The following is a 16,033-nucleotide window of genomic DNA, read 5'->3' as shown; positions in this document are numbered from 1 at the left end:
GCCACCCGAAGCCACGACGCGCGCCGCAAACCGCCCCGCGTTCCGACACTTTTCTCCGGCCGCCGTACCGGCGCCCCGCCGACAGGCGTAAGCTGTACGTCCCGCTACCCAGGGAGACGGCAGCCCATGTCGCATTCCAAGGATCTCGAGCAGCCCGCCACCACCGGCGCGCGACTGCTCGTCGATGCGTTGCTCGCCAATCACGTCGAACGCGTGTTCTGCGTGCCCGGCGAGAGTTTCCTCGCCGTACTCGATGCGCTGGCGGACGACACCGCGCGCATCCAGACGGTCGTCTGCCGCCACGAGGCGGCCGCCGCGAACATGGCCGAGGCGGTCGGCAAGCTGACCGGCCGCCCCGGCATCGCGTTCGTCACGCGCGGGCCCGGCGCGACCCATGCGTCGATCGGCGTGCACACCGCGTTCCAGGATTCGACGCCGATGATCCTGTTCGTCGGCCAGTGTGCGCGCGAGCACCTCGACCGCGAAGCCTTCCAGGAAATCGACTACCGGCGGATGTTCGGCCAGATGGCGAAATGGGTCGCGCAGATCGACGATCCGCGCCGCATTCCCGAGTACCTGAGCCATGCGTTCCACGTCGCGACCGCCGGCCGGCCCGGCCCGGTCGTGCTCGCGCTGCCGGAGGACGTGCTGTCCGAAGCCTGCGCGCCGCAGCCCGTCGTGCCGGCCGCGAAACGCGTCGCGGCCGCGCCGTCGGCCGCGCAGCTCGACGAGCTGCGCGAGCGGCTCGCGCGCGCCGAACGTCCGTTCGCGATCGTCGGCGGCAGCGGCTGGACGCCCGACGCGTGCGCGAACCTGCGCACCTTCGTCGAACGCTGGCAGTTGCCGGTGGCCTGCGCGTTCCGCTACCAGGACACGATCGACAACGCGCACCCGAACTATGCGGGCGACGTCGGGCTCGGGATCAACCCCGCGCTCGCGAAGCGCATCCGCGACGCCGACCTGCTGCTCGTGATCGGGCCGCGCCTCGGCGAAGCGACGACCGGCGGCTACACGCTGCTCGACATCCCGAAGACACGCCAGACGCTCGTTCACGTGCACCAGGGCGCGGACGAGCTCGGCCGCGTGTATGCGGCCGACCTGCCGATCGTGTCCGGGATGCCCGAAATCGCCGCGCCGCTCGCCGCGCTCGAGCCGCCCGAGCACCCCGCGTGGGCCGGCAGCGCCGCCGAAGCGCATCGCGCGTATCGCGAATGGCATGCGCCGCTGCCGATGCCCGGCGACGTCCAGCTCGGCGACGTGATGGTGCAATTGCGCGAGCGCCTGCCGCACGACGCGATCCTCACCAACGGCGCGGGCAACTATGCGATCTGGCTGCATCGCCACTTCGCGTACCGGCACTTCCGCTCGCAGCTCGCGCCGACGAGCGGCGCGATGGGCTACGGGCTGCCGGCCGCGCTCGCCGCGAAGTCGCTGTACCCGTCGCGCGCCGTCGTCGCGCTCGCGGGAGACGGCTGCTTCATGATGGCCGGCAACGAGCTCGCGACCGCGATGCAGTACGGGCTGAACATCGTGGCAATCGTCGTCAACAACGGGCATTTCGGCACGATCCGCATGCATCAGGAGCGCAACTACCCGGGCCGCGTGCACGGCACGGGGCTCACGAATCCCGATTTCGCCGCGTATGCGCGCGCATTCGGCGCACATGGCGAGACCGTCGAGCGCACCGCCGATTTCGCGCCCGCGCTCGAACGCGCGCTGACCTGCGGGCTGCCCGCGCTGATCGAGATCCGCATCCCGCAGGACGCCAGCACGCCGGCCGCGACCCTCGAGCAGATCCGCGAACAGGGCCGCCGCGCGCGCGGCGGATGACAGTGAGCACGCACGCCGCGCCGCCTGCCGGCGCGCTGTCGCACGACGACGCGCTCGCGCTCCCCGGCACGCTGCTCGCACCGGACGGCACGCTCGTCGCGCCCTACGACCTCGAGCACAGCGACGCGCGTGCCGCCGGCCACGTCGCGGCCGCGCCCGCGCGCGGCCTGCTGCACGCCGCGCACCGGCCGTTCCGGCTCGACTATGGCCGCGCACGGCAGGTGCATGTGATCAACGGAATGGGGGTCACGCTCGGCGATTCGGTGATCGGGCTCACCGCCCTCGCCGCGCTGCGCGCAGCGCACCCGGGCCTGGGCTTCACGCTGTACCGGCCTGCCCGCGCGCCGCGCTACGTCGATGCGCTGTATGCGCTCGCGGCCGACATCGTCGCGCCGTCGCGCGCGCTGCCGTACCCCGCCGACGCGCTGCCGGCGGACGCGCCGTGCATCGACGTCGGCAATCACCTGTACTGGCCCGCGTTCGCGCGGTTGCCGATGATCGATTTCTTCCTCGACGCGCTCGGCGTGGAGCCTGCCTCGGTGCCGGCGTCGGCCAGGCGCAACCGCTGGCTCGCGCGGCTGCCGTTGCCCGCGTTGCCCGCGCAATGGCAGCGTCCGTACGTGCTGTTCTGTCCGAACGCGAGCACCGCGTTGCGCAGCGTGCCGCCTGCCCTCCGGGCAACGTTCGTCCAACAGCTGTCCCGGCGCTACGGCTTGCCGGTGGCCGGGTTCGGGCCGGTCGCGCATCCCGCGTATGTCGACGTGAGCGCCGATGCGGCAGGCGATACGGCCCGGTTCATCGCATGGGTCAAGGGCGCCAGCCTGCTGTTCGCGCCCGACACGGCCGCGCTGCACCTCGCCGACGGTTTCGACGTGCCGACGCTCGCGTGCTTCACGACGATCGGGCCGGCGCTGCGCGTGCGCGACTATCCGCATTGCGTGCCGGTCGCGCTCGACGTGCCGGCCGAATTGCGCGGGCTGCATCGCAGCGAGCGGCCGGCCGATCTCGCGGCGGTCGAAGCCGCTTACCGGGCGATCGACTGGGACGCGCTGGCCTGGCCCGCGCCGCGCAAAGCCGCGGCGACCGCCGCACGGGAAAACCGGACGCCAGCATCCGCTGCGTGGCCGAAAGCGCAATAGCGTGCCCGCGCCGCCTGAGCCTGAGCCTGAGCCTGAGCCTGAGCCTGAGCCTGAGCCTGAGCCTGAGCCTGAGCCGGAGCCGGAGCCGGAGCCTGAGCCGGAGCCGGAGCCGGAGCCGGAGCCGGAGCCGGAGTCCGAGTCCGAGTCCGAGTCCGAGCCCGAGCCCGAGCCAGGCTCACCCCGACTGCTGCCCCGCGCTCACCCCGCCACCATCACCGCGCGATCGCGCAGCGTCTCTGACGGCCGCTTGCCGAACAGCCGCCGGTAATCGGTCGCGAACTGGCTGAGATGCCAGAAGCCCCACGCCTCCGCAACGTCCTGCACCGAACCGGCCGCGCGGCCGCACAGGTCGCGCCGCGCACCGTTCAGCCGCAGCGTGCGCAGGTAGGTGGCGGGCGCCATGCCGAGCACGTCCTGGAAGCAGTACTGCAGCGTGCGCCGGCTCACGTGCAACTGCTCGCACAGTTCGGGCACGCCGACCGGGCGCGTGCGGTGCGCAAGCACGTAGTCACGCGCCTGTTCGACGATCCAGCGGCGCATCGACGGCGCGCGGCCGGCATCGTCGTCGGCCGGTTGCGCGCACACGTCGAACAGCGCGGCCAGCACCTCGGCCTGCAGGTCGTCGCGCTGCGCATCGGCCAGCGGGCCGGCCATCGCCACCGCCCCGTCGAGCCGGCGGCCGAGCAGCGCGCACAGGCGCGCGAGCCGCGCATCGCCGACCTGCATCACGCGCTGCGTAAACAGCCGCTCGTCGAGTGCGCGGTGTTCGACCTCCTCCGCATAACGGCGCAGCACGTCGCCGCGCACGACGATCCCGTAGATCGAGAACTGCGCGGGCGTCACCAGTTCGAATTCGACGTTGCCGGGCCGGAACGCGAGCGCGCCGGGCCCGATGCGGCACGCATCGACGCGCGCGGTGCCGTCGCTCACGAGCGGGATGCCGAACCAGTACGCATCGCCGCGCACCTCGCATGCCTGGCGCAGCAGGTGGCTCGTCGATTCCCGAAACAGTTTCATCGTGTCGAGCGGCAGCTCGGTCAGCGTGCCGACGAAACGGCCGGCCGCGAGCTGGTCGTAGGTCTGCCGCCAGCCGATCAGGTTGCGCGCCTGCTCGTCGGCGTCGTGCGCGACGCTGACGACCGCCTGCCCGGCCAGCGCATCGTCGCCCTGCGCGTTGCGTCGCGTGTCTTCGGCCGTCGGTTCTTCGCTATACGCCACGTGTTGGTCCATCGTGTCCTCCCTCACCTGCCCGGAACCGCGTCTGTCACGCAAGTCCCGTGCCGAACCGCGCGGTTCGGCGCACGGCCCGTCATTCCACGTTGCCCGGCCGTTGCGCGCCATCCGGGCGCACCCGAAGGCGGCGTGCCGTGCACGCCGCCGGTGCGATCCGCGCGACGACCGCGCATCTCGACCGCCGCCGGCCACCGAATCCCGGCTACCCGGCCGGCTTCAGCCGGACGACCCGCGTACCGCAATTGCCATACGCCTGCGCGACCGCCAGCTCGACGATCGCGCTTCCGGCCGGCCAGGGTGCCGCGTCGGCTTCGGGCAAATCGGCGCGCAGCGTCGCGCGACCGTTGATCCGGTAGCGGATGCCGCGCACGAAGTCGACGAACAGCAACCCGACGCCGCTGCCGTCGCATGCCGCCGCATCGATCCGGCCCCCGGCGCCGGGGGCGGCGGGCAACGCGAACCGCAGCGTCTTCGTGTCGATCACGCGGACGACCGGCAGCAGATCGCCGTTCGCATCGCGCATGCCCGGCACGATGTCGCAGCTCACGGATGTGCGCGAGCCGCCTGCGGTGGCGATGAACATGAACGGCTGAGATTCGACGAACTGCCGCACGCCGATGCTCACGCGTGTCGTCACCACGTCGCTCATCCGCTCGGCTTCGTCGGCCACGACGAAGCGGTGCTGCGCGTCGAGTTCGCCCGCATGGAACACGGGGTGACGCGGAAAGGATCGGGGCAGTTCTGCCATGCTGGTTTTCGTTACACGCATCGGCGCGCCGTGCCGCAGCGACGACACGACGGCCGGTATCGTTTCCGGCGCCGGCCGCGACGATGCTCGACCGGCGCCGGGGGTCGGATGTCGAAGTCGAAAATGGCGAAGTGCCGGGTGGCCGGGTGGCCGGATGGGCCGACGGCCACCAGCCGATAGCCGATAACCGCCGCATCGCACCCGCATGTGCAACGTTCGACGGACGGGCAAACGTCACCCGACCATCGAACGTCGAACGCAGCCAGTGCGCCACGCGCCCCACCAACGAACCCCGGCGATCGTCCCGGCCGGCGCTACCCTGCCGGCCGATCCCGGCGCTCCGCCACTGCGTCGACGCCCCGGGTCAGAAGAACCCGAGCGCCTCGGCCTGGTAGCTGACCAGCAGGCACTTCGTCTGCTGATAGTTCGACAGCGCCATCTTGTGCGTCTCGCGGCCGATCCCCGACTGCTTGTAGCCGCCGAACGCCGCGTGCGCGGGGTACAGGTGGTAGCAGTTGGTCCACACGCGGCCGGCCTCGACCTCGCGGCCCATCCGGTACGCACGCGTGCCGTTGCGCGTCCACACACCCGCGCCGAGCCCGTAGAACGTGTCGTTCGCGAGTTCGATCGCCTCCTGCTCGTCCTTGAACGTCATCACCGACGCGACCGGCCCGAAGATCTCTTCCTGGAACACGCGCATCTTGTTGTTGCCGAGCAGCATCGTCGGCTTCACGTAGTAGCCCGTGTCGAGGCCGGCGGCCGGCGCCGTGCGTTCGCCGCCCGTCAGGCATTGCGCGCCTTCGCCGCGGCCGATGTCGATGTACGACAGGATCTTGTCGAGCTGCTGCTGCGACGCCTGCGCGCCGATCATCGTCTGCAGGTCGAGCGGGTGGCCGGCCTTGATGCGCTCGACGCGCGCGACCGCCTTCTCGATGAACTTCTCGTAGATCGATTCCTGGATCAGGATCCGCGACGGGCACGTGCACACCTCGCCCTGGTTCAGCGCGAACATCGCGAGCCCTTCGAGCGCCTTGTCGAGGAACGCGTCGTCCTGGTCGAGCACGTCGGCGAAGAAGATGTTCGGGCTCTTGCCGCCCAGTTCGACCGTCGACGGGATCAGGCTGTCGGCCGCCGCGCGCAGGATGTGCTTGCCGACCGGCGTCGAGCCCGTGAACGCGATCTTCGCGATCCGCTTGCTGGTCGCGAGCGCTTCGCCCGCTTCCTTGCCGAAGCCGTTCACGATGTTGATCGTGCCGGCCGGGAACAGGTCGCCGATCAGCTCCAGCAGCACGAGCACCGACGCGGGCGTCTGCTCGGCCGGCTTCATCACGACGCAGCAGCCGGCCGCGAGCGCCGGCGCGAGCTTCCATGCGGCCATCAGCAGCGGGAAGTTCCACGGGATGATCTGGCCGACGACACCGAGCGGCTCGTGGAAGTGGTATGCGACGGTGTTGTCGTCGATCTCGGAGATGCCGCCTTCCTGCGCGCGGATGCAGCCCGCGAAGTAGCGGAAGTGGTCGATCGCGAGCGGCAGGTCGGCCGCCATCGTCTCGCGCAGCGGCTTGCCGTTGTCGATCGTCTCGGCCACGGCCAGCAGCTTCAGGTTCTTTTCCATCCGGTCGGCGGCGGCGAGCAGCAGGTTCGCGCGCTCGGCCACGGACGTCTTGCCCCACTTGCGGCGCGCGGCATGCGCGGCGTCGAGCGCCAGCTCGATGTCGTCGGCGCCCGAGCGCGGAATGCGGCAGAACGGCTGGCCGTTGATCGGCGACACGTTCTCGAAATACTCGCCTTTCACCGGCGGAACCCACTTGCCGCCGATGTAGTTGTCGTATTGCTGACGGTACGGGTATTCGACGTCGAGGCCCAGTTGCTTCAGGTCAAACGGGTTCATACATGTCTCCTGTTCATCGTGCTTGTGTGCGTACAGCGCCGGTTGGATCGCGCTGCATCCGTTTACGCAACATGCGTGCCAAACCGGACGGAAGCACGGCGACCACGGCCGGCCCGCGTGCGCACCGTGCCGTGTTCACCCATGCAGCACGGCGGGTGTACCCATTCTGAACAGCGCGATTGCGCAGCGGCCGGGCCGGTGTGCGAAATTTCCACAGTACGCGGGCGCGCGTGCAGGCGGACGCCGGCCGCGACGCGTGGCATGTCGCTTGCGTGCGCATCGTGCATTCCCATGCAACGGCGAGTGCGCCGACCGACACCATGAACGACCGCGGCCCCCTGACCGACGACGCCATCGCGTTCATCCGCGAGCAGGCGTTCCTGATCGTCGCGACCGCCGACGAAGGCGGCAACAGCGACTGCTCGTACCGCGGCCGCCAGCCGCGCGCCGACGGCTCATTCGAGCCGCTCGTCGACATCCCCGACCGCCGCACGCTCGTGCTGCCCGACTTCGCGGGCAACAACCTGTTCAACACGATCGGCAACCTGCTCGTGAATCCGGCCGTCGCGCTGCTGTTCGTCGATTTCGTGCGCCAGTCGACCTGGCTCGTGCAGGGCCGCGCGACGATCGACGAGGATGCGCAAGGCCGTGCCCACCTGTGGCCGGACGCGCGGCGCTATGTGGTGGTTGACGTGGAACGGGCGCAGGCGCGCGCCGATGCGGCGCTGCCGCCGCTGGTGCTGGCGTGATTCACGTGATGCGCTGGACGAATCGCCGACTTGCGATGCAAACGACGATGAAACAATGCGGCACTCCCGCTGCCGTGGCCGAAGCGCCCGCGCATGGCGATACGCCGCTCAACGCCCGTGCGTTTCCGTGCAGGCCGCATCGATCCGGCTGCGCACCGGCACGTCGGCATGGGCGTGCCCGTCGGTGCCGTCGCCCGCTTCCGCAGCCACCCGCCGCCCGCCGAGAAACACGAACACCACCACCGCACACAACACGGTGACGACCGCCAGCCCGATCAGCAACCGGTCGAATGCATGCGCGTAACTCGCGAGCAGCGCCGCCTGGCCGACACCCGGCAATGCAGCCGCCGCGCCTGCGAGATCGCCGGTCGCGAGCCGCGCGGCCGCACGCAGCGTCGCCTCGGGCGTGCCGGCGGCGCCCGCCGCCTGTCGCAGCCCCGTCTGCGCGAGTGCGGCCAGTACCGCGCCGACGATCGCGAGCGCGATCCCTTCGCCGGCCACGCGCGTCGTGCTGAAGATGCCCGTCGCCATCCCCGCGCGCTCCTTCGGCACGACGCTCACCGACAGCCCGTCCATCAGCCCCCACGGCATGCCGGCCCCGACGCCGATCGCGAGCATCGGCGCGATCGCCGCCGGCCCCGCACCGCCGCGCAGCGCGACGTCCAGCCACACCAGCCCGGCCGCCGCGATCAGCAGCCCGAGCCCCGAGATCACGCCGGCCGTCAGCCAGCGCGTGAGCGTCGCCGCGACCAGCGGCACGACCAGCATCGGCGCGGAAATCGCGAGCATCAGCCAGCCGGCGTCGATCTCGCTGAAGCCGTCGATGCCGATGAAGCGCAGCGGCAGCACGACGAGCAGCACGATGTAGCAGCAGCAGGTCGACACCGGCAGCACCTGCACGCCGACGAAGCGCGCGATCCGGAACAGCGACAGGTCGAGCATCGGCCGCGCGACCCGCGTCTCGATCGCCACGAACGCGCAGGCGCCGAGCGCCGCGCCGGCCAGCAGCGCGATCACGAGCGCGTTCGACCATCCGCGTGCGGGGGCCTCGATCACGCCGAACGTGAACAGCGTCAGCGCGGCGGTGAACGCGGCCGTGCCGGGCCAGTCGAGCCCCGTCGCGTGCGGGTCGCGCGACTCGTGCATGCGCGGCAGCCCGAAGCCGAGCGACAGCCCGCCGGCCACCGCGCTCGTCACGAAGATCGTGCGCCAGCCGCCGTGCCCGATCAGCGCGCCGGCCAGCACGGGCCCGAACGCGAGCCCGATGCCGAAGGTCGTGCCGAGCAGGCTGAATGCGCGCGTACGCGCCGCGCCGTCGAACTCCTGCGCGAGCGCGGCGGTGCCGCCCGCGAGCGCCGCGGCCGCCGCGAGCCCCTGCGCGGCGCGCAGCAGGTCGACCGCGAGCATCGACGGCGCGAACGCGAGCGCGACCGACATCAGCGTGAAACCGCCGACACCGATCGCGAACACGCGCTTGCGACCGAACTGGTCGGCCAGCGCGCCCGCCGCCATCAGGCAGCTACCGAACGCGAGCATGAACGCGTTGGTGATCCAGTTCATCGCGACCGTGCCGCCGTGCAGGTCGCGGCCGATCGCGGGCGTCGCGACCGCGCCGCCCGAAAACGACAACGGCAGCGCGACGGCGGCCATGCAGACGGCGGCCAGCACCCACGCGCGCCGGCGTGCCGACTGCGTCGATGCGGCTGAAAAAGGCTGATCCATCATCGCTCCTCTAAAGGCCGGCGCGGATGCGCCGTCAGAGCGACAGAAGATAAATCCGATTCAATCGAAGAAAAACCACGCGAAGTTCCGCATATACCGGACTAGAATTCCGCAATTCACTTCACCGCGCGTGTCGTCGAGCGCGCTTCGATTCGATGGAAAACCTGTCCGGCATCGTCGCGTTCGTCCGCACCGCCGAAGCGCTGAGCTTCGTCGCGGCCGGCCGCGCGCTCGGCATCTCGGCGTCGGCGGTCGGCAAGACGATCGCGAAACTCGAACAGTCGCTGGGCGTGCGCCTGTTCAACCGCACGACCCGCCGCGTCACGCTCACCGAAGAGGGGCGCCACTTCTACGAACGTTGCCAGCGGATCCTCGAGGATTTCCGCGACGCGGAAGCGACCGTGACGGCGTCGGCGCAGCGCCCGCGCGGCAGGCTGCGCGTGAGCCTGCCGGTGATCGGCTACCGGTTCCTGCTGCCGGTGCTGCCCGAATTCCGGCAGCGCTACCCGGACGTCGAGCTCGATCTCGATTTCAACGACCGGATGGTGGATGTCGTCGAAGGCGGCTTCGACGCGGCGATCCGCAGCGGCCCGCTGTCCGATTCGAGCCTGATGTCACGGCGGCTCGGCCCGTTTGCGTTCGTGCTGTGCGCGACGCCCGCGTATCTCGCGCGGGCCGGCACGCCGCGCACGCCGCGCGATCTCGAAGCGCACGAATGCGTGCGCTACTGCTTCCCGACCACCGGCAAGCTGCAGGACTGGGCGCTCTCGGCCGCCGACGGCACGCCGCCGAAGCTGCGCACCGCGCTGACCTGCAACAACATGGAAGCCCTGCGCGGCACCGTGCTCGCGGGGCTCGGCATCGGCTACATGCCCGACTTCCTCGCACGCGACGCGCTCGAACACGGCGCGCTCGTCACCGTGCTCGACGACTACCGGATCGCGCCGGGGCAGTTCTCGATCGTGTGGCCGTCGAGCCGGCAGTTGTCGCCGAAGCTGCGCGTGTTCGTCGATTTTCTGTGCGAGCGGCTGTTCAGGTAGCCGGGTGGCGGGCGCCTCGACAGCCGCCCTCGTGCCGCTCCTGCCGCCCGAAAAGCACGCAACCCGCGATGCGGGAGCGGCCCGCGTGCGCCCGTTTTCAGTCCGCCCCGATCCGCTCCGCTTCCGCCTGCGGCAACAGCGCGTCGCTGTCGTCCTTTAGCCCGACGCCCGTCAGCTGAAGCCGGCGCGCATGCGTCATCAGGTAATGCAGCTTGTGCGCGGCCGCCGCGTACGGCAGCCCTTCGGGCCGCACGTTCGAGATGCAGTTGCGCAGCGCGTCGTGGCAGCCGACCTTCGGCGCCCACGTCAGGTACACGCCGAGGCTGTCCGGCGAGCTGAGCCCCGGCCGTTCGCCGATCAGCATCGCCACGACCTTCGCGCGCAGCAGCTCGCCGATCTCGTCGCCGAGGGCGACGCGCGCCTGCGTCGCGACCACCACCGGGCCGATCCGCCAGCCGTCCGCGTCGAGCCGCGGCCGCACGGCCTGCAGCAGCGGCAGTGCCTGCTTCGCGGCCGCGAACGCCGAGAGCCCGTCGCCGACCACGAACACGACATCGGGCGCGTCGTCGAGCGCCGCGCCGTAACCGGCGAGCAGCCCGCGGCTGTCGTCCGACAGCTTGCGGCCGAGATCGGGCCGGCGCAGATAGTGGTCACGGTCCGGCGCGGCGCTCTGCACGCCGAGCGTCGGCAGCAGGCCGGCCGCCTCGATCTCGCGCCGCAGCGCGTCCGAGTCGAGCGGCTGGTGCACCGCGTCACGCGCCTGCGCGTGCGACAGGTTGAAGGCCAGCAGCGGCGCGGTCGGCAGGCTGTTGCCCGCGCGGCCGAGCGCGATCCGCGCGTTCGTGAACGACTTCAGCTGGCCCCACGGATTCTTTTCGACGGCGTCGCTCATGCCGAAATCCCCATCCAGTCGTTCGCGCCCGCGAGCAGCGGCACGCGTGAGCTCGCGGCGCGCAATGCACCGTGCGCGTCGGCGATCTCCATCGTCTCCAGCCACTCCTCGAATTCCGGCGCGCGGCGCAGGCCGAGCACCTCGCGCACGTAGAGCTGGTCGTGAAACGACGTGCTCTGGTAGTTCAGCATCACGTCGTCCGCGCCCGGAATCCCCATGATGAAGTTGATGCCGGCCGCGCCCAGCAGCGTCAGCAGCGTGTCCATGTCGTCCTGGTCGGCTTCCGCGTGGTTCGTGTAGCAGATGTCGCAGCCCATCGGCACGCCGAGCAGCTTCCCGCAGAAGTGATCCTCGAGCCCCGCGCGGATGATCTGCTTGCCGTCGTACAGGTATTCGGGCCCGATGAAGCCGACCACCGTGTTCACGAGGAACGGCTCGAACTTGCGCGCCACCGCATACGCGCGCACTTCGCAGGTCTGCTGGTCGACGCCGAAATGCGCGTTCGCCGACAACGCGCTGCCCTGGCCCGTCTCGAAGTACATGAGATTGTTGCCGACGGTGCCGCGCTTGAGCGACAGCGCGGCCTCGCGCGCCTCGCCGAGCAGCGCGAGCGAGATGCCGAAGCTCGCGTTCGCCTTCTCGGTGCCCGCGATCGACTGGAACACCAGGTCGACCGGCGCGCCCTTCTCGACCGCCGCGATCGTGTTGGTCACGTGCGTGAGCACGCACGACTGCGTCGGCACGCCGTAGCGTTCGCGGAACCCGTCGATCATCGCGAGCAGCTTCACGATCGCCGCGAGGCTGTCGGTGGCCGGGTTGATGCCGATCATCGCGTCGCCGCAGCCGTACATCAGCCCGTCGAGCATCGACGCGGCGATCCCCTTCACGTCGTCGGTCGGGTGGTTCGGCTGCAGCCGCACCGACATCCGGCCCGGCAGGCCGACCGTGTTGCGAAAGCGCGTGACGACGCGGCGCTTTCGTGCCGCCGCGATCAGGTCCTGGTTGCGCATCAGCTTCGACACGGCGGCGACCATCTCGGGCGTGAGGCCCGGCGCGATCCGTTCGAGTGCCGCGCCGTCGGCGGCCGGCGACAGCAGCCAGTTGCGGAAGTCGCCGACGGTGAGGTGCGAGATTTCCGCGAACGCCGCCGCATCGTGATCATCGAGGATCAGGCGCGTGACCTCGTCGTGTTCATACGGGATCACCGCCTCGTTCAGGAACGCCTTCAGCGGCACGCCCGCGAGCGCGATCTTCGCGGCCACGCGCTCCTCCTCGCTCGCCGCCGCGACACCGGCGAGCTGGTCGCCGGAACGCAGCGGGCTCGCTTTCGCGAGCAGCGTCTTCAGGTCCGCGAAACGGTACGTGCGCGGGCCGATCGTCTCCGTATAGGACATCGTGCGAGTCTCCTTGCCTTGCCAAAAGCCGACGGCGCGCCCGTTCGACGGGGCGCGCCGGATGCCGTCAGGAACGGCCGTTCACCTTCACCTGCTCACTCCTCCAGCAGCGCGTCGCCCGGCGCGCTCGCCCGCTGCGAACGCGTCGCGAGGAAGTACGCGTAGCCGACCGCGAGGAAGCCGACGAACACCAGCGCGACCAGCCCGTTGAAATACACCATCGTACCGAGGCAGACGAGCGCCGCCAGGATCGCGAAGGCCGGGAAGATCGGGTACAGCGGCGCGCGGAACGGCCGCGCCATGTTCGGCTGCGAGCGGCGCAGCTTGAACAGCGACGCCATGCTCACGATATACATCACGATCGCGCCGAATACCGACATCGTCACGATATTCGCGGTCAGCGTCTGGCCGCCGAACTGGATCAGCTCGTCGCTGTAGATCGCCGCGATGCCGACCACGCCGCCCGCGAGAATCGCGCGGTGCGGGGTCTTGAAGCGCGGATGCACCTTGCCGAGCCACTCCGGCAGGTAGCCTTCGCGGGCCAGCGCGAAGATCTGGCGCGAATAACCGAGGATGATCCCGTGGAACGACGCGACGAGGCCGAACAGGCCGAGCCACACGAGCATGTGCATCCAGCCGCTGTTCTCGCCGACGATGTATTTCATCGCCTGCGGCAGCGGGTCGTTGATGTTCGCGAGCTTGGTCCAGTCGCCCGCGCCGCCGGCGAACACCATCACGCCGATCGCGAGAATGACGAGCGTCAGGATCCCGGCCACGTACGCGATCGGAATCGAGCGCTTCGGGTTCTTCGCCTCTTCGGCGGCCATCGCGACGCCTTCGATCGCGAGGAAGAACCAGATCGCGAACGGGATCGCCGCGAACATCCCGTGGAACGCGCCCAGGCTGAAATGATCGGCACCCGACCAGCCGCCCTTCATGAAGTTGCTCCACGCGAAGCCCGGCGACACGACGCCCATGAACACCAGCAGCTCGAAGATCGCGAACAGCGTGACGACGAGCTCGAAGGTCGCCGCGATCTGCACGCCGACGATGTTCAGCGCCATGAACACGAGATACGCGCCCATCGCCGCATGCTTGGGCTCGAGCCCCGGAAACTGCACGTGCAGGTACGCGCCGATCGCGAGCGCGATCGCGGGCGGCGCGAACACGAATTCGACGAGCGTCGCCGCGCCGGCGAGATAACCGCCGGTCGGGCCGAACGCGCGGCGCGCATACGCGAACGGGCCGCCCGCGTGCGGGATCGACGTCGTCAGCTCGGTGAAACTGAAGATGAAGGTCGTGTACATCGCCGCGACGAACAGCGCGGTGATCACGAAACCCAGCGTGCCGGCGCTCGCCCAGCCGTAACTCCAGCCGAAGTATTCGCCGGAAATCACGAGGCCGACCGCGATGCCCCACAGTTGCCAGGTCCCGAGCGTCTGCTGCAGCGCGGGCTGGCCGGACGACTTGGCGCCGGCGGCGGGCCGGTCATTCGACTCTGCTTTCATCGGACTCTCTCCTCAAATGCGCCGGGCCTGGCGGCCTGCGCGACTGAGAATCGATGCTAGAGAGTCATTAAACGACGTGTTATCGAAATTCGGCAAAGATCGCGGCTGACATTTCGCTGACGGAAACGCCTGTTCCGGGCGTGTACGGCCTCCCGATGCGCGAAAGGCGCCGATGCCGGGCCCGCCCCGCTGCGACCGCCGCCGCCGGCCGCACGAAGCAGCCGGACGGATGATCGACGCGCAAGACTTATTGCCCGCCGCCGCGCTGGTTGAACCAGTGGTCGAGCAGCTTGCCGGCCGCTTCGCGGCCACCGAGGCCGAACGACAGCGCCACCGCCACCGCGATCGCACCGAGCACGAGGCCGAACGCGAGCTGCACGATCTCGTTCGCGATGCCCATCGCGCGCAGCCCCATCGCGAACACGAGGCCGAGGATCGCGAATTGCGCGATGCGCGCGAACAGCACGCTGTGCTCGCGGTCGGCCTGCTCGATCACGCGGCGCGCGAGGCCCGCGAGCCACACGCCGATCACGAGGATCACGCCGCCCGTCAGCACGTGGCCGCCGAATTCGATGAACAGCGTGACGACGTCGCGCACCTGCGAGAAGCCGAGCCGGTTCGCCGCTTCGACCGAGGCGAACAGCATCGCGAAGAACACGATCAGCCGCGCCACCAGCACCGACGGCAGCAGGATCCCCGAGAACACGCGCTCGACGCCGAGCACGGCCGGGAGCCCGTCGGCGCCCGCGGCTTCCAGCAGCTTCTGCGCGAGCGACGCGACGAAGCGCGCGAAGTAGAACGTCACCAGCACGATCACGATCGCCGCGACGATGTCCGGCACCGCGCCGAGGAACTGGTTCAGCATGTTGGTGGCCGGCACCGAGATCGCGTCGATCTTCAGCGCGTCGAGCGCGGAGATCAGCGTCGGCACGAACACGAACACGTAGACGACCGTGCCGATCAGGCTCGACACGCGCACGGGCGTCGGGCTGTCGAGACGCTGCGTGAGGCGGTCGGCGCCGGCGGCGACGAGCAGGTTCGTCACGAGGCCGCGCAGCACGCGCGCGACGATCCAGCCGACGATGCCGATCACCGCGGCCGCGAACAGGTTCGGCACGATCGCGAGCAGCTTGTCGACCATCCCCTGCACGGGCGTCAGCAGCCCCGACAACGCGAACGACGCGAGGATCGCCGGCAGGAACATCAGGATCACGAGCCAGAACAGCACGTCGCCGAGATAACCGCTCATCGGCTGCAAGCCGGCGCCTTCGGACAATTTGTCGTCGATCTTGCTCGCCTTCAGCGCGCGGTTCGCGAGGCTGCGCAGCAGCGACGCGATGAGCCACGCGATCAGCGTCAGCGCCGCGCCGCCGATCAGGTTCGGCAGGTAGTTGACGATGTGGGTGACCAGCAGCGAGAACGGGTTGGAGACCGCATACAGGTTGAGCACGTTGAAGATGCCCACCGCGGTGACCAGCAGCACGAGCCAGAACAGGCCGCCGGCGATGATGCGCTCGACGCATGCGCCCTGGCCGGTGCTTTCGTTGATCCGCTGATCGACCTTCAGCGCGCCGAGCAGACGCATCGCGCCGGCCCGCACCACGACGGCGATCAGCCAGCCGATCACCAGGATGCCGATCGCGCCGGCAATCTTTGGCAGATACCCCCCTAGCGTGGTCTGCAGCGACGTGATGAAGCTGGAAGCATCCATTTCTTCTTCTCCCGAAAACGTGGTGTTGCGATTGGACATCGACGAACTACCTGCGTACTTCGAAAAGCGTGCTGCCCCGACGGAGCAACTTACCCGAGAAAAATGACGCGATCACCCGATTTCACCGTCTTTAACTTTAGTCATAGATCGCAGAGGGGCAAGACCCCATTTCGTCA

The 16,033-nt window shown here is 69.8% G+C and carries 12 protein-coding genes; 4 read left to right on the top strand and 8 right to left on the bottom strand.

Annotation, left to right across the window (positions count from 1 at the left end):
• The first annotated feature begins 126 nt into the window (after positions 1–126).
• Both APZ15_RS04625 and APZ15_RS04620 read left to right on the top strand, forming a co-directional pair.
• The gene (locus APZ15_RS04625; RefSeq protein ID WP_027788681.1) at positions 127–1,830 is read left to right on the top strand and encodes a thiamine pyrophosphate-binding protein; all 1,704 of its coding nucleotides are present in this window, start codon (positions 127–129) and stop codon (positions 1,828–1,830) included.
• Positions 1,827–2,969, top strand: coding sequence for a glycosyltransferase family protein (locus APZ15_RS04620; RefSeq protein WP_049097352.1), 1,143 nt, complete (start codon positions 1,827–1,829; stop codon positions 2,967–2,969). Before APZ15_RS04625 ends, APZ15_RS04620 begins: the two co-directional genes overlap by 4 nt.
• Before the next feature lie 198 nt (positions 2,970–3,167).
• Here the strand turns inward: APZ15_RS04620 and APZ15_RS04615 are convergent, their stop codons facing one another.
• The 3 genes from APZ15_RS04615 to exaC all read right to left on the bottom strand — a co-directional run bounded on the left by APZ15_RS04615 (position 3,168) and on the right by exaC (position 6,841).
• Positions 3,168–4,199, bottom strand: coding sequence for a helix-turn-helix domain-containing protein (locus APZ15_RS04615; protein ID WP_027788682.1), 1,032 nt, complete (start codon positions 4,197–4,199; stop codon positions 3,168–3,170).
• 205 nt (positions 4,200–4,404) lie between these two features.
• The gene (locus APZ15_RS04610) at positions 4,405–4,950 is read right to left on the bottom strand and encodes a hypothetical protein (protein ID WP_027788683.1); all 546 of its coding nucleotides are present in this window, start codon (positions 4,948–4,950) and stop codon (positions 4,405–4,407) included.
• A gap of 364 nt (positions 4,951–5,314) precedes the next feature.
• The gene (gene exaC, locus APZ15_RS04605) at positions 5,315–6,841 is read right to left on the bottom strand and encodes an acetaldehyde dehydrogenase ExaC (RefSeq protein WP_027788684.1); all 1,527 of its coding nucleotides are present in this window, start codon (positions 6,839–6,841) and stop codon (positions 5,315–5,317) included.
• A gap of 320 nt (positions 6,842–7,161) precedes the next feature.
• Here exaC and APZ15_RS04600 point away from each other — a divergent pair, with 320 nt between their 5' ends.
• Positions 7,162–7,590: a pyridoxamine 5'-phosphate oxidase family protein gene (locus APZ15_RS04600; protein ID WP_226153318.1), complete on the top strand. Its 429-nt coding sequence runs from the start codon at positions 7,162–7,164 to the stop codon at positions 7,588–7,590.
• A gap of 108 nt (positions 7,591–7,698) precedes the next feature.
• On the opposite strand, the gene APZ15_RS04595 is transcribed toward APZ15_RS04600, so the two are convergent.
• The gene (locus APZ15_RS04595; RefSeq protein ID WP_027788686.1) at positions 7,699–9,312 is read right to left on the bottom strand and encodes an MFS transporter; all 1,614 of its coding nucleotides are present in this window, start codon (positions 9,310–9,312) and stop codon (positions 7,699–7,701) included.
• Between the two features lie 155 nt (positions 9,313–9,467).
• Between APZ15_RS04595 and APZ15_RS04590 the strand changes: the two genes are divergently transcribed.
• Positions 9,468–10,352: a LysR family transcriptional regulator gene (locus tag APZ15_RS04590; RefSeq protein ID WP_027788687.1), complete on the top strand. Its 885-nt coding sequence runs from the start codon at positions 9,468–9,470 to the stop codon at positions 10,350–10,352.
• A 97-nt stretch (positions 10,353–10,449) separates the two neighbouring features.
• Here the strand turns inward: APZ15_RS04590 and eutC are convergent, their stop codons facing one another.
• The 4 genes from eutC to APZ15_RS04570 form a co-directional block, all read right to left on the bottom strand.
• Positions 10,450–11,244 carry an ethanolamine ammonia-lyase subunit EutC gene (gene eutC, locus APZ15_RS04585; RefSeq protein WP_021164100.1) on the bottom strand — a complete coding sequence of 265 codons (795 nt, stop codon included), beginning with the start codon at positions 11,242–11,244 and terminating at the stop codon, positions 10,450–10,452.
• Positions 11,241–12,638: an ethanolamine ammonia-lyase subunit EutB gene (locus APZ15_RS04580; RefSeq protein WP_027788688.1), complete on the bottom strand. Its 1,398-nt coding sequence runs from the start codon at positions 12,636–12,638 to the stop codon at positions 11,241–11,243. The genes eutC and APZ15_RS04580 overlap by 4 nt, the downstream gene beginning before the upstream one ends.
• A 95-nt stretch (positions 12,639–12,733) precedes the next feature.
• Positions 12,734–14,146, bottom strand: a complete 1,413-nt coding sequence (gene eat, locus APZ15_RS04575; protein ID WP_027788689.1) for an ethanolamine permease — start codon at positions 14,144–14,146, stop codon at positions 12,734–12,736.
• A gap of 247 nt (positions 14,147–14,393) precedes the next feature.
• On the bottom strand, positions 14,394–15,857 hold the full coding sequence (locus APZ15_RS04570; RefSeq protein WP_027788690.1) for a mechanosensitive ion channel: 1,464 nt from the start codon (positions 15,855–15,857) through the stop codon (positions 14,394–14,396).
• Between the last annotated feature and the right edge of the window lie 176 nt (positions 15,858–16,033).

Source organism: Burkholderia cepacia ATCC 25416, from assembly GCF_001411495.1.
Lineage (GTDB): Bacteria > Pseudomonadota > Gammaproteobacteria > Burkholderiales > Burkholderiaceae > Burkholderia > Burkholderia cepacia.
This window is presented reverse-complemented; position numbering and strand designations above follow the sequence as displayed.

What these genes read in the sequence shown, in the direction of transcription:
- APZ15_RS04590 (WP_027788687.1), top strand. Translation starts at nt 9,468, where the DNA reads ATGGAAAACCTGTCCGGCATCGTCGCGTTCGTCCGCACCGCCGAAGCG.
- APZ15_RS04625 (WP_027788681.1), top strand. Translation starts at nt 127, where the DNA reads ATGTCGCATTCCAAGGATCTCGAGCAGCCCGCCACCACCGGCGCGCGA.
- APZ15_RS04600 (WP_226153318.1), top strand. Translation starts at nt 7,162, where the DNA reads ATGAACGACCGCGGCCCCCTGACCGACGACGCCATCGCGTTCATCCGC.
- APZ15_RS04620 (WP_049097352.1), top strand. Translation starts at nt 1,827, where the DNA reads ATGACAGTGAGCACGCACGCCGCGCCGCCTGCCGGCGCGCTGTCGCAC.
- eutC (WP_021164100.1), bottom strand. Translation starts at nt 11,244, where the DNA reads ATGAGCGACGCCGTCGAAAAGAATCCGTGGGGCCAGCTGAAGTCGTTC.
- APZ15_RS04570 (WP_027788690.1), bottom strand. Translation starts at nt 15,857, where the DNA reads ATGGATGCTTCCAGCTTCATCACGTCGCTGCAGACCACGCTAGGGGGG.
- APZ15_RS04580 (WP_027788688.1), bottom strand. Translation starts at nt 12,638, where the DNA reads ATGTCCTATACGGAGACGATCGGCCCGCGCACGTACCGTTTCGCGGAC.
- APZ15_RS04595 (WP_027788686.1), bottom strand. Translation starts at nt 9,312, where the DNA reads ATGGATCAGCCTTTTTCAGCCGCATCGACGCAGTCGGCACGCCGGCGC.
- eat (WP_027788689.1), bottom strand. Translation starts at nt 14,146, where the DNA reads ATGAAAGCAGAGTCGAATGACCGGCCCGCCGCCGGCGCCAAGTCGTCC.
- exaC (WP_027788684.1), bottom strand. Translation starts at nt 6,841, where the DNA reads ATGAACCCGTTTGACCTGAAGCAACTGGGCCTCGACGTCGAATACCCG.
- APZ15_RS04615 (WP_027788682.1), bottom strand. Translation starts at nt 4,199, where the DNA reads ATGGACCAACACGTGGCGTATAGCGAAGAACCGACGGCCGAAGACACG.
- APZ15_RS04610 (WP_027788683.1), bottom strand. Translation starts at nt 4,950, where the DNA reads ATGGCAGAACTGCCCCGATCCTTTCCGCGTCACCCCGTGTTCCATGCG.